9 protein-coding genes and 2 pseudogenes are annotated in these 13,019 nt (G+C 63.6%); 2 read left to right on the forward strand and 9 right to left on the reverse strand.

From position 1 onward, the window contains the following. Window positions 1-176: 176 nt before the first annotated feature. The 8 genes and pseudogenes from AB3L03_RS09560 to AB3L03_RS09595 form a co-directional block, all read right to left on the reverse strand. Window positions 177-800 (reverse strand): flavin reductase family protein, encoded by a 624-nt coding sequence (locus AB3L03_RS09560; protein ID WP_247475139.1) that lies wholly within the window; start codon window positions 798-800, stop codon window positions 177-179. Between the two features lie 178 nt (window positions 801-978). Continuing rightward, a pseudogene (locus AB3L03_RS09565) lies at window positions 979-1,579 on the reverse strand (TetR/AcrR family transcriptional regulator). A 34-nt stretch (window positions 1,580-1,613) separates the two neighbouring features. Then, entirely contained in the window at window positions 1,614-4,751 is a 3,138-nt protein-coding gene (locus tag AB3L03_RS09570; protein ID WP_368508468.1) for an efflux RND transporter permease subunit, read from the reverse strand. Between the two features lie 179 nt (window positions 4,752-4,930). Then, complete coding sequence (locus AB3L03_RS09575) at window positions 4,931-6,037, reverse strand: efflux RND transporter periplasmic adaptor subunit (RefSeq protein WP_368508469.1); 1,107 nt, start codon at window positions 6,035-6,037, stop codon at window positions 4,931-4,933. Between the two features lie 218 nt (window positions 6,038-6,255). Beyond that, window positions 6,256-7,587, reverse strand: a complete 1,332-nt coding sequence (locus tag AB3L03_RS09580; RefSeq protein ID WP_018454998.1) for an MFS transporter — start codon at window positions 7,585-7,587, stop codon at window positions 6,256-6,258. Between the two features lie 145 nt (window positions 7,588-7,732). Beyond that, complete coding sequence (locus AB3L03_RS09585) at window positions 7,733-8,896, reverse strand: winged helix-turn-helix domain-containing protein (RefSeq protein ID WP_368508470.1); 1,164 nt, start codon at window positions 8,894-8,896, stop codon at window positions 7,733-7,735. Between the two features lie 111 nt (window positions 8,897-9,007). Further along, window positions 9,008-9,256, reverse strand: coding sequence for a hypothetical protein (locus tag AB3L03_RS09590; protein ID WP_007595197.1), 249 nt, complete (start codon window positions 9,254-9,256; stop codon window positions 9,008-9,010). Between the two features lie 119 nt (window positions 9,257-9,375). Then, entirely contained in the window at window positions 9,376-9,621 is a 246-nt protein-coding gene (locus tag AB3L03_RS09595; RefSeq protein WP_018455000.1) for a hypothetical protein, read from the reverse strand. 512 nt (window positions 9,622-10,133) lie between these two features. Here AB3L03_RS09595 and AB3L03_RS09600 point away from each other — a divergent pair. Next, window positions 10,134-10,775, forward strand: coding sequence for an OmpA family protein (locus AB3L03_RS09600; RefSeq protein ID WP_368508471.1), 642 nt, complete (start codon window positions 10,134-10,136; stop codon window positions 10,773-10,775). A 57-nt stretch (window positions 10,776-10,832) separates the two neighbouring features. Here AB3L03_RS09600 and AB3L03_RS09605 read toward each other — a convergent pair. Further along, a pseudogene (locus AB3L03_RS09605) lies at window positions 10,833-12,264 on the reverse strand (phospholipid carrier-dependent glycosyltransferase). A gap of 51 nt (window positions 12,265-12,315) precedes the next feature. On the opposite strand from AB3L03_RS09605, the gene AB3L03_RS09610 reads away from it, so the two are divergent. After that, window positions 12,316-13,017 carry a FecR domain-containing protein gene (locus AB3L03_RS09610; RefSeq protein ID WP_204513808.1) on the forward strand — a complete coding sequence of 234 codons (702 nt, stop codon included), beginning with the start codon at window positions 12,316-12,318 and terminating at the stop codon, window positions 13,015-13,017. The last annotated feature ends 2 nt before the right edge of the window (window positions 13,018-13,019 follow it).

A 13,019-nucleotide genomic window follows, 5' to 3' on the forward strand; every position in this document is an offset into this window, starting at 1 on the left:
GGCGGACCTCATGCATCGGCGCGGTGATCGGGCATTTTAGCGGAAAGTGGCCGGCGGCGGTGAAGACTTCGCCTGCGGAAAGACGCGAATTGACGCGGCCGGGCAGCCGCCCAGGGGCCATAACGGCCGAGGCGTGGTGGCAGTTCCGGGAGGGGATGGCTTCGCGGTCGGCCGGTCTAATCCGGCCGCGCCATCTCGAACATGTTTTCCGGCTTGATTTCGAAATAATCCCCGCTGCGGCCGGCGCGTACGATCGGGCGGGCGGCGGCGGTCTGGTAGACGCCGTCCTTGATCATGGCCTTGTCGATGTGGACGGCAACGACCTCGCCGAGCGTCAGCCAGGCATTGGCTTCCTTGCCGTCGGCGCCCTTGAGGCGGACGATATCGGACACCTTGCATTCGAAGGCGACGGGACTCTCGCCGACGCGCGGCACGTTGACGAGCCTGCCGGGCACGGCGGTGAGGCCCGCAACTTTGAACTCGTCGACCTCAGGGCCAACATGCGCCGCAGTCGCGTTCATGTGCCTGGCCAGGTCCATGGTGGCGAGGTTCCAGACGAACTCGCCGGTCTGCTGGATGTTTTCGACCGTGTCCTTCCAGTTGGTGGAGGAGAAGCCGATGATCGGGGGGACGTAGCAGAAAGCGTTGAAGAAGCTGTAGGGCGCGAGGTTGACGTGGCCGTTGGTGTCGCGCGACGAAATCCAGCCGATCGGCCGCGGCGCGACGATGGCGTTGAAGGGATCGTGCTTGAGGCCGTGGCCCTTGGCGGGCTCGTAGAAGTGCAGGTCTTTGTCGGTCACGCGCTGTTTCCTTCTCGTCATTGCGAGCGCAGCGAAGCAATCCAGAATCCCTCCGCAGAGACAGTCTGGATTGCTTCGCAAAGCTCGCAATGACGGAGTTTGTTGATCCGTCCTTGCCCGCCATCAGCCGTCATTCCGTGGCGGTCGGCCTGCTTATAGGAGGAAATCCGCCGCCGCGTCAGTGGCGCGGGGACAATCCCGCGATGACGAAATCGATCATCTGGTCGATGGTCGGGCCCGGCTTGGTAGCGCACTGGGCGATCATCTGGGGGTGGAAAAAAGCGCATCATCGCGGTGCAGGCGCACAGCGCAGCCAGTTGCAGGTCCGGCGCCTCGAACTCGCCGGAAGCCACGCCTTGCGTGATCATCTGGCCGATGACCCCGGCAATGCACTCCATGTGGTTGACGCAGACGTCCCAGTCCTCCTGCATCGCGATCTCGACCATCTCGTGCAGCTTATTGTCGCCGACATAGCGCTCGGTGTTCATGCGATTGATGGTGGTGAGCAGCTCACGGAATCGCGGCAGTACCGGACCGGGCCTGGCCACGATCCGCTGCGCTTCCAGCTCGACCTCGCCCATCAGCGAACGGGCCACCGCCTGATGGATCGCCTTCTTCGATTCGAAGAAGCGATAGACGTTGGCGGGGCTCATCTTGAGCTCCTTGGCGATGTCGCCGACCGTGGTCTTGAGATAGCCGATCTGGCGGAACAGCCTCTCGGCCACCTCGAGAATGCGTTCCCGGGTGTCGCCTTCGATATGTTCCGAAACCAGTGTCATCTGTCAGACTCGTCAATCAGCAGTTCATCTTCACTTATTCAGCCGCCTCAGCAAGCGGAATTGCGTTCTGGTCATCGCTCCCATGCTGCGGCGCGGCAGGCTGCTCGGGCGTGCCCGCCTCATCCAGGCTCTTGCGGAACCAGAGGGCGTAGAGGCCCGGCAGGTACAGCAGCGTCAGGAAGGTCGCGACGAACAAGCCGCCCATGATGGTGATCGCCATCGGCCCCCAGAACGCCGACCGCGACAGCGGGATCATGGCGAGGATGGCGGCAAGCGCCGTCAGCACCACCGGACGGGCGCGGCGGACGGTGGCCTCCACGATCGCCTCGCGGCGGGTCAGGCCGTGCGAGACGTCGGTCTCGATCTGATCCACCAGGATCACGGCGTTACGCATGATCATGCCGGCGAGCGCGATCAGGCCGAGCAGCGCCACGAAGCCGAACGGGGCGTTGGCGATGTTGAGCCCGAACGAGGCGCCGACGATGCCGAGCGGCGCAGTCAGAAACACCAGGATCAGGCGCGAGAAGCTCTGCAGCTGGAACATCAGCAGCGTCAGCATCACCATGACCATCAGCGGGAAGAGAATGAAGATCGAGGCGTTGCCCTTGGCGGATTCCTCGAACGCGCCGCCCGCCTCGATGCGGTAGGCCGGCTCCAGGTTGTCCTTGATCGCCTTCAGCTTCGGCGCGATCTGGCCGGTGACGTCGGGCGCCTGCACGCCGTCGACGACGTCGGAGCGCACGGTGATCGCCATGTCGCGGTTACGCCGCCACATGATCGGTTCCTCGTGCGCATACTCGATCTTGGCGATCTGCTGCAGCGGCACGGCCACGCCGTTGCGCGAGGTGATGGTGAGATCGCCGACCGCGCCGAGGTCGAGCCGCTCGGACGAGACGGCGCGCGCGACCACGCCGACCTTTTCGATGCCGTCGCGCACGGTCGTCACCTGCGAGCCCGAGATCAGCATCGACAGCGCCTGCGACACGTCCTGCGGGGTCAGGCCCATGGCGCGTGCGCGATCCTGGTCGACGACGAGCTTGAGGTAAGGCGACTGCTCGTTCCAATCGAGCTGGACGTCCTTGACGCTCTTGTTCTGCCGCATGACGTCGCGGACTTGGTAGGCGATCTCGCGCACCTTGTTGGCGTCGGGTCCGATGACGCGAAACTGCACGGGAAAACCAACCGGGGGACCGAAATTGAAGCGGTCGACGCGCACGCGGGCCTCGTTGAGCGCGCCGTCGGCAACGGCGTGTTCAAGCTTGGCCTTGATGCGCTCGCGCGCCTCGACGCCCTTTGCGACGATGACGATTTCGGCAAAAGCCTCGTTCGGAAGCTGCGGATTGAGGCCGAGCCAGAAGCGCGGCGAGCCCTGTCCGACATAGGCCGTGTAGGTCTCGATGTCCTTGTCGTCCTTGAGCATGGTCTCGGCCTTCTTCACCGCCTTTTCGGTGACGTTGAAGGCGGTGCCCTCGGGCAGGCGAAGCTGGAGGAACAGCTCGGGACGCTCGGACAGCGGGAAGAACTGCTGCTGGACGTGGCCGAAGCCGACGATCGAGGCGATGAAGACGCCGACGGTCGCGACCACCACGGTGATGCGGTGGTTGACGCACCACTGCACGATGGCGCGCAGGCCCCGATACATGCGGGTCTCGTAGACCGCGTGCGGATCGTGATGGTGGTGCACCTTGATGTTGGGCAGCAGCATGACGCCGATATAGGGCGTGAAGATCACCGCCACGAACCAGGACGCGACCAGCGCGATCGCCACGATCCAGAAGATGCTGCCGGCATATTCGCCGACCGCGGAATTGGCAAAGCCGATGGGGAGGAAGCCAGCGGCCGTGACCAGCGTTCCCGTGAGCATCGGAAACGCAGTGGATTCCCAGGCAAAGGACGCCGCACGCATGCGGTCCCAGCCCTGCTCCATCTTCACCACCATCATCTCGACGGCAATGATGGCGTCATCCACCAGCAGGCCGAGCGCGATGATCAGCGCACCGAGCGTGATGCGGTGCAGGTCGAGCGACATCGTGTTCATGACGACGAAGACGATGCCGAGCACCAGGGGCACCGACAATGCGACCACGATGCCGGTGCGCCAGCCAAGCGCCAGGAACGACACGAACAGCACGATGACGAGGGCTTCCATGAAAGAGTGTACGAACTCGCCGACCGCGTGCTCGACCACCTTGGGCTGGTCGGCGATCAGTTTGACGTCGACGCCCTGCGGCACCGCCTTCATGAATTCAGCCGTCGCCTTCTCGACCTCCTTGCCGAGATCGAGGATGTTCGCGCCCTTGGCGGTGACGACGCCGATGCCGATCGCGGCCTTGCCTTCCTGGCGCACGATGAAGCTCGGCGGGTCGACATAGCCATGGGTGACGGTGGCGATGTCGCCGAGGCGGAACACGCGGCCGTTGCTCTCGACCGGGGTTTCGGCGACGGCCTTGGCGCCGTCGAGCGCACCGGTGACGCGCAGCGGCACGCGCTGCGACGAGGTCTCGACCGTGCCGGCCGGCGTCACGTTGTTCTGCTTGGCGAGCGAATCGAACAGCGCCTGCGGCGTGATGCCGAGCGTGGCGAGCTTGGCATGGCTGAACTCGACGAAGATGCGCTCATCCTGGTTGCCGTAAACGTCGACCTTGGTCACGCCCGGCACCTTCAGAAGGCGCTGACGGAAACCTTCCGAGACCTTCTTGAGCTGGGCGTAGTCGGCGCCGTCGCCCGTCATCATGTAGAGGATGGAATCGACGTCGGAGAACTCGTCGTTGACGACGGGCCCGAGAATCCCGGCGGGCAGCTGGCCCTGCACGTCGACCAGCTTCTTGCGCAGCAGATAAAAGAGATACGGCACGTCCTTCGGCGGCGTAGAATCGCGGAAGGTCACCTGGAGCGCAGTGAATCCGGGCTTGGAATAGGTCTGCACCTTCTCGAAGTAGGGCAGCTCCTGGATCTTCTTCTCGATGGGATCGGCGACCTGCGCCTGCATTTCCTGCGCTGTCGCGCCCGGCCACAGCACGGAGACGTTGACCACCTTCACCGTGAAAAACGGATCCTCGGCGCGACCGAGCTTCTGATAGGAGAAGAATCCGGCGACGCCGAGTATGAGCATCAGGAACAGGATCAGCGTCGGATGGCTGACGGCCCAGGCCGAAAGATTGAAGCGCTTCATCGCACTCTCCAAAGATGATCCGGTTGCAAAAAACCACAGCCACTCTGTTGAACGCGTCGTCGCGAGGCAGCGAAGCAATCCAGGGGGCTGGGCAGGTTCTGGATCGCTTCGCCGCTTCAGCCCCAGCATTTGCGCTTGGGCCGAAACTCACCTCACACGACGTAACTCGTAAACGAGACTTAAAAGGACAGTGACGACACGACCCGTACCTTCTGGCCCGGATCGAGCTTCTGAACGCCGAGGGCGACGATCTTGGCGCCCTCTTCGACACCACCGGTGATGACGACGTCGTTGCTCTCGTAGGACTTCACCACGACCGGCTTCAGCGTGACCGCGCCGTTGTTGTCGACGACGTAGAAGGACGGCTTGCCGCCTTCGTTGAACAGCGCCGACAGCGGCAGCCGCGCGACGCGTTCGGTGGCGGCGTCCGACAGCGTCAGCGTCGCGGTCATGCCGAGCGAGACCTTGTCGTCGGCCTCGGGCAGCGAAAACTTGGCAAGATAGGTGCGCGTGGCGGGATCCGCGGTGGGCGCGATCTCGCGCAGCTTGGCCGTGTACTTTTTGCCCGGCTCCGACCAAAGAGTGACGCTGGCGGCGCCCGATTTGGCACGTCCGACCAGCGTCTCAGGGATCGCGACGACCGCTTCCTTTTCGGCAAAGCGGGCGACACGGATCGAGGTCTGGCCTGCGGCAACCACCTGGCCGGGCTCGATCAGCGTTGCGGTGACGACGCCACGGGCGTCGGCGTTGAGCGTCGCGTAGGAAAGGGAATTGTTGGTCAGCTCGACCGAGCGCTCGGCCCGGTTCAGGCGCGCACGCGCCTCGTCGGCGGCAGCGCGGCTCGAATCCAGCTGCGCGTCGGTGGTCCAGCCCTTGGCCTTCAAATCCTTGGCGCGCTGCTCGGCGGCGGCGGCCTGGGCCAGCACGCCGGTCGCAGCGGTCTGTTCGGCGACGGCTTGCTCGGCCTGGAGCTTCAGATCGACCTCATCGAGGACCGCGAGCGGCTGACCGATCTCGACGGTCTGGCCAACTTCGACCAGACGCTTGGCGACCTTGCCCGCGACCCGAAAGCCCAGATCGCTCTCGATCCGCGGCCTGATGGTGCCGACGAAGCTGCGCTCGGGCTTTTCGGCATCGTAGTGGGCGGTGGCGACCAGGACCGGCCGCGGCGGGTCGGCGTTTTCAGCGACGGTGTCATTGCACCCAGCGAGGGCGGCAGCCATCAGCGCCAGCGAAACACCGGCCAAGAGCCTCGAATAGCTGGATAAAACGGATCGGACGAACATCGGAGGACACTCCCTCGGCTGCAATGAGAGGAATGTCGACTAATCACTGATGAAAGTCAATAATCGTCAGTCATCAGGAAAGCGTGATCGTTAAGAGGTGGTAACCTCCCCGCTGCCCTTGGCGGAAAGCCCGGACTGTTGGAAGAGAGCTCGCGCCGCGGCCCCAGAGGGACCGCGCGGAAATGGGCCCTGGCTTTCGCCAGGGCGACATTTCGAGGCTACCGCCCCTGTTCGGCGAACTCGTGCTTGCTGTCGTGGCCACCGATGAAGACCAGGATGCCGGCGATCAGCGGCAGCACCGCGAGCACGAGCAGTCCGGTCGAGGTCTGCCCGGTGGCTTCCTTGACCCAGCCGATCAGATACGGTCCGCCGAACCCGGCGAGATTGCCGATCGAGTTGATCAGAGCGATGGCGCCGGCCGCCGCCGTGCCGGAGAGCCAGGCCGTCGGCAGGGTCCAGAACACGCCGAAGCAGCAGAACACGCCGATCGCGGCAACCGTCAGCACGATCATCGTCAGGGTGGGGTCGGTGAGATAGCTGGAGACGCCGAGAGCGACGGCGGTGAGCAGCAACGGCGCGCCGACATGCATCACGCGCTCGCGCGTGGCATCGGAATGCCGCGCCCACAGGATCATTGCGATGGTGCCGAACAGATACGGAATCGCGGTGACGAAGCCGGTCTGGGCGTTGGTGAGGCCGAACGCCTTGACGATCTGCGGCAGCCAGAACTGCATGCCATAGAGCGCGCCGACGAAGCCGAAATAGACCAGGCTCAGCATGATCACCTTAGGTGAGGTCAGCGCCTCGCCGAGCGACATATGCTTCACCGCCTGCTTGGCCGCGATCTCGGCATCGAGCTTGGTCTTGAGCCAGGCCTTCTGCTCGGCCGAGAGCCAATCCGCCTTCTCTGGCCTGTCGGTGAGATAGAACCAGGTGACGATGCCGAGCAGCACGGAGGGAATGCCCTCAATGATGAACAGCCACTGCCAGCCCTTCAGGCCCATGGCCCCGTCGAGGCCGAGCAGCAGGCCAGAGACCGGCGCGCCGATCACGGTGGAGACCGGAACGGCGATGGCGAAGGCCGCGAGGAAGCGGGCGCGATATTCGGCCGGATACCAATAAGTGAGATAGAGGATGATGCCGGGGAAGAAGCCGGCTTCGGCGACGCCGAGCAGGAAGCGCAGCACGTAGAAGCTCGTGACCCCGCTCGTGAGCGCCATCAGCGCCGAGATGATGCCCCAGGTCACCATGATGCGGGCGATCCAGCGGCTGGCGCCGAACTTCTCCAGCGCCAGATTGCTCGGCACCTCGAAGATGAAATAGCCGATGAAGAAGATGCCGGCGCCCCAAGAGAAGATCAGCGGCGTGAATTTCAGCTCGGCATTCATGGTCAGCGCGGCGAAGCCGAGATTGACGCGGTCGAGATAGGAGAAGAAATAGGCCAGCACCAGGAACGGGATCAGGCGCCAGGAGATGGCGCGGATCGTCGAGGTCTCGATTTCCGACTTGGCTGCGCCGGTCGAACCGGCATAGGTCGTGGTCTGGCTCATGGCTTCCCCCGGGTTGTTGCTTTTATGGGCTGATCCGGGGTTTTGAGCATCGCCGCGAAAGAGTCAATGGAGCAAGCAATGCAAGGGGCGCAGCCGGCCACCACGTTGCGCTACGACAGAGCTCGGTGATCCGCGCCGCGCACAACTACTCTGCCAATTGAAACTTCGCAAAGCGATCGAGCTCCTCCTCGATCTTCCGTTTGAGCTCCTTGCGCCCCGCGGTCTTCTTCCCCTCGCCGACCCAGGTCCATTTCTGCATCAGCAGCTTCTTCGCCTGCCGGTCGGTCTTCAGATCGAGCGCGGCGACGATCTCGTCGCCGACCAGCACGGGCAGCGCGAAATAGCCGAGCTTGCGTTTGGCCTTCGGCACATAGGCCTCGAACAAATGGTTGTAACCGAAAATGAGATTGGTGCGCTTGCGCTGGATGATCAGCGGATCGAACGGCGACAGGATATGGACCAGATCCGGCGGCGCGCACTCGCCCGGCTCGAGCGCAGCCGGCACTGCCCAGTGCTCCTGCTTGCCGGCACCGTCGATGGCGACAGGCACGAGCTCGCCACGGCGGACGCGCCAGCCGATCAGGGCAGCCACCGCCGGCTTGCGCGGCGCGTTGAGATGGCAGACCGAATCGAGGCTCACGACACCTTGCGATCGCAGCGCGCGATCGAGCAGATAGACCGTGATGTCCTTTGCCGACGCCGGCTTCGGCAGCTTGTCCCAGCCGAAATGGCGCGTCATCAGCTCATAAGTCTTGAGCATGCCCTGGCGCTCGCTGACGGTCACGGCACCCATGTAGAAGGCGAGCTGCAATGCCCGCTTCGAGGGTTTTCGGCTTTGCCAGAGATGCTCCTTCTCGGTGAGCACGTCGTCCTCGATGTCGCGGATCGTCAGCGGGCCGGCGCGCACCAGCCGCATCACCTTGCGCATGTCGGCAGGTTTCACCGAGGCGAACCATTTGTGCCCCTCGCGGCGGTGCTCGCGCATCGCCGGCAGGAAGAAGCGGAAGTCGCCGGCCGGCACGTAAGACAGCGCATGCGTCCAATATTCAAAGACGCTCTTGTCGACGCTCTGGGCATGGCGCAGGTCGGCGCGCCGGTAGGACGGGATCCGGCTGAACAGGATGTGATGATGGCAGCGCTCGATCACGTTGATGGTGTCGATCTGCACATAGCCGAGATGGGCGACCGCGTCGGAGACGGCTTGCGCGCCGTCACCGAACGGCGCGCGCTCGTCCAGCCGCTGGGCATGAAGCCAGATTTGCCGGGCCTGTGTCGTGGTGAGTGGAATCGGTTTGGGCGCGCGGGACATTGCGGAATGCAGTGTAGCGGGATTCTGCATCCAGCCAAGAAGCCGATCCAGGAGCGGACAAAGGAAAAACCGCGCCGCCATCTGCTGACAGCGCGGCCGGACGGTGCGCGCTTACTTCATCGACATGGCCTTCTGCGCCTTCATGTAATGCATGCAGGCGCTTTTCATCTTGCCGTTGCTCATGTCGGTGTTGGCCATGGCCATTTCCTTGTTCATGGCCGTCTTGGCCGGCGTATCCGCCGTGCCGCCCATCATGGCGGCGGACTTCATCATATTATCGCTGGTGCACGCCATCATCGCGGCCGATGCAGGGGAAACGGCGAACGCGACCAAAGCTGCAGCTGTGAGCAAGATTTTCATCGAAAAGTCTCCTCCGTAAAACGAAACCGGCGTCATGCCGGCCTTCGCAATACGTATTCTCCGGCGAAGACGTTTCGTGGAGAAGACAATTTCTTGCTGCGGTGCGAAGACGGGAGGACTCAGCGGCCGGCTTTCGGGGCTTTGGACCGGTCGCCGACGCTGCCTGTTGCGACATCGGGTTCGCACGAGGCCTTGCCGCGCTCCTCCGCCTGGCAGCGATAGACGTTGCCGGTGAGACGATCGACCAGCCACATGTTCTCGTCGGTTGGCGCTTGAAGCCCGACATAGCGGGAGGTCAGCCCCGTGATCAGTGTCGACAGCAGGATCGCCACCGCGATCATCGCCGCCCCGATATAGATGGGCATGGAGCTCAGGGACACGGTCCGATCCGGCGGGCCACTGCGATAGAACTGATAATCACTTGGCCTCGGCACTGGGTGGAACTCGGCTCCCTTCGTTTGCGCTTGTCGGAGGCTGTGCCCTGCTAGGCGTCCATCTGGCCGAAAAATTGTTCACAGACAGGCCAACACGCGACGGCTTTGCGACAATCGGTGAGCATGGGTTTCCTGGAGTGAACCGGCCCCGCCGCCCGAGCGGCACCTCGGCGCGGCGGTCCTCAGTGATGCGGATCACGACAGGACTGCGACGGCTCGAACCATCGCCGGAGAGGTGTGCGACCACTTCTCTTCCCGCGCTGGCGCCCCTCCTCGGAGCGGACCGCGGGTCGGCTCTCTATGAACCGAAACCGCTTGAAATACGCTGTCGTGGTCCAGGACGGCCCCGTTTCCACCGTGACCAAGATCACACCAGAGCTTTTGAACCTGCCCTATGCTCGCAGCATCAAATAGCCATCAGGCGTCACAACGAGGATACGACAATGACCCGTTTCAATAACTCTTTTGCACTGAAGGCGGTGACCCTCTCGGCAGTTTTGTCGATGACGGCCGGCCTGGCGATGGCCGGCGACGGCAATGTCTCTACCAACCAGATCCTGGATGCACTGAAGCCGAAGCCTGTGACCCGGGGTCTGTCCGCAGGTCCGCAGGTTGATCCGGCGGTCCCGGCCAAGGAATCAACGTTCCTGAACACCGTGCGCAACCGCTCGACGAGGTCGCTGTCGACGGGCGAGCGCGAGCAGATTGCCGAGCTCGCCGCGACCAAGCCGAAGATCGATCTGGAGATCCAGTTCGACTACAACTCGGCCGACATCGCCAAGACGTCGGTGCCGTCGGTACAGGCGCTCGGCAAGGCGCTGTCCGATCCCTCGTTGAAGGGCTCGACCTTCGTGGTCGCCGGCCACACCGATGCGGTCGGCACCGAGGCCTACAATCAGGGGCTCTCCGAGCGGCGGGCCGACACCATCAAGAAATACCTGGTGCAGAACTACGGTCTCACCGGCACCGATCTCGTCACCGTCGGCTACGGCAAGACCAAGCTGAAGGACGCCGCCAACGGCGCCGACCCGATCAACCGCCGCGTCCAGGTCGTGAACATGGACACCAAGACCGCGTCGAAGTAATTCTCAAATTGTCGCCCATCAAGACGCCGCCTGCCGTTCTCCCGGCGGGCGGCGATTTCATATCCAGCTTTGGAAGAGCATCAGCCGATTGAAGGTCTGCATCGATGTGCCGACGAAGGCCGCCGAGATCGGCAGCATGGCGGCAAAGCCGATCGCGACGACCCCGACATAGGCCCACAACAGCCAGCCCGGTAGACCGTCCCGCCGCAGCACGTAGACCAGCGCGAGCGACGCCACGGTCGCAGCCGGCAGATAGTAATAGATGAAGGCAAGCGTACGCGGCAGCAACGCCCAGGCGAGCCAGGACCCGAAATAGAAGACCGCGATCAGGAACGCATCCCGGCGACGCGCGAGGACGAAATCGCGCAGCACGACGGCGAGCGCGAGCAGCGTCGGCCACAGCACCAGGGGGTTACCGAGAAAGACGATCGCGGAGACATTGTCGTCCACGGTCTTGTCGAACAGGAACCACACCGGGCGCGCGAGCAGCGGCCATGACGGCCAGGCGCTCATATAAGTGTGGCCGGCGATGGCAGTGGTGGTGTTGTCCGCGAAGATCCGGCGCTGCGCCTCGACCAGATCCGGCAGCGACACGCCGTAGAGTGGGACGAAGGCCGCAAGATATGTCATCGCGGGCAGGACAGTGAAGCAGAGCACGACGTGATGTAATCTGAAGTCGGGCCAGAGATCAGGCCGGTACCAATCCCCCCGGCTTCGCGTCGGCAAACAGGGTGTGCCAGCCCTGCATCAGGCGGATCACCGCGACGATGACGATGCAGATTCCGAGCGGAAACAGGCCGCTCCATTTGCAGGCGGCCGCACAGCCGAACAGGCTGCCGGCAGCCGCGAATAATGCATGGGGACGATCCTTTCGAAAGCCATGCATGAAGGCGGCAATCGCGAGCAGGCCGAAGCCGAGTGCAAAAATGTCGAGCATCGCGACACGCGCCTGCACGTACAGCATCTGGTTGCAGGCGGCGATCAGCGCGGCGGCGATCGCAGGCCCTTGCGCGGCGAACAGCGCGAGGCCGCACAGATAGATCGCGACGATCGCGAGCGCGCCGAACAATGTCGCGGGATAGCGCCAGCCCAGCGCGCTGTCGCCAAAGGCCGCGATCGATAGCGCGATCAGCTCTTTCGCCAAAGGTGGATGCATCGGATTGAGCATCGATTGCGACACCGCTGGTGCCAGCATCTGCCGCGCCGCCGGCACGTAGTGCACTTCGTCGAAGACGAACTTCTCCGGCGTCGTCAGGCCAATCAGCAGGGCAAGATGCGCGACCAGGAAAATCGCGACAGCAATCACTGCGCTCCGCGACACCTTCGGAACCGCAGGCAAGTCAAGTCGCGTTTGTGGGGATGTCTTGCGTGGCAATTTTGCGTCACCGCGGAGAATAATAGAGATCGCGGTTTTCATTGAACGCATTCTGCCGCAACTGTCACTAAGCATAACGCAGGTCTCGCGCTGCTTGTGATAATTCCGCCACATCGCAAGCGCGCGTGATCCGGTACGATCAGGGACACATCGATCGGTTGCGAAATGAATTTGCGTTTCTGGCTTTTCTCCACGCTGTTGTCGACCCTCTTGTGCGCGGCCCCTTGCGCCCAAGCCCAGACGCGCGTCGGTGAAGCCGTCTTGATCCAGAATGAAGTCGTTCGCGTGGCCTCGACCACGACCCCGATCAGCGTCGGCGACAGCATGCTGCGGGACGAGACCGTGCGCACCGGCGCCGGCAGCGCGGCTCGCTTCGTGATGGCCGACAGCACCAATCTGTCGCTCGGTCCGAGCGCCACGCTCAAGCTCGACCGCACCGTCTTCAACGACGAGCACAGCTATCGCGACGTCGCGATCCGCATGACGACCGGCGCATTCCGTTTCGTCACGGGACATTCCGAGAAGACCGCCTACAAGATCACGACCCCGCTCGCGACCATCGGCGTGCGCGGTACCACTCTCGATATCCTGTCCCAGCGCGGCCGCTCGGTCGTCGTGCTGCAGGACGGTGCCGCCAGCGTCTGCACGACGAGCCAGCAATGCGTGCAGCTCACCCAGCCCGGCGACACCGCAATCATCACCTCGGCCGGCGGCAAGATCTCCATCAGTAAGACCAATACGCCGCCCTGGACCTTTGCCGCGACCTGCGCCGCGAGCGCGGGACTGTGCGCGGTCAGCCAATATGCGGAGGCCTCGCCGACCGTCACGCCCGCCATCCATGACGACGGCATGCTGTGCGGACGCTGAAG

It is taken from the genome of Bradyrhizobium lupini, from assembly GCF_040939785.1.
Lineage (GTDB): Bacteria > Pseudomonadota > Alphaproteobacteria > Rhizobiales > Xanthobacteraceae > Bradyrhizobium > Bradyrhizobium canariense_D.

Excerpts from the sequence above, each read along its gene's own strand:
- AB3L03_RS09570 (WP_368508468.1), bottom strand. The coding sequence starts at position 4,751 with ATGAAGCGCTTCAATCTTTCGGCCTGGGCCGTCAGCCATCCGACGCTG.
- AB3L03_RS09575 (WP_368508469.1), bottom strand. The coding sequence starts at position 6,037 with ATGTTCGTCCGATCCGTTTTATCCAGCTATTCGAGGCTCTTGGCCGGT.
- AB3L03_RS09580 (WP_018454998.1), bottom strand. The coding sequence starts at position 7,587 with ATGAGCCAGACCACGACCTATGCCGGTTCGACCGGCGCAGCCAAGTCG.
- AB3L03_RS09585 (WP_368508470.1), bottom strand. The coding sequence starts at position 8,896 with ATGTCCCGCGCGCCCAAACCGATTCCACTCACCACGACACAGGCCCGG.
- AB3L03_RS09590 (WP_007595197.1), bottom strand. The coding sequence starts at position 9,256 with ATGAAAATCTTGCTCACAGCTGCAGCTTTGGTCGCGTTCGCCGTTTCC.
- AB3L03_RS09595 (WP_018455000.1), bottom strand. The coding sequence starts at position 9,621 with ATGCCCATCTATATCGGGGCGGCGATGATCGCGGTGGCGATCCTGCTG.
- AB3L03_RS09600 (WP_368508471.1), top strand. The coding sequence starts at position 10,134 with ATGACCCGTTTCAATAACTCTTTTGCACTGAAGGCGGTGACCCTCTCG.
- AB3L03_RS09610 (WP_204513808.1), top strand. The coding sequence starts at position 12,316 with ATGAATTTGCGTTTCTGGCTTTTCTCCACGCTGTTGTCGACCCTCTTG.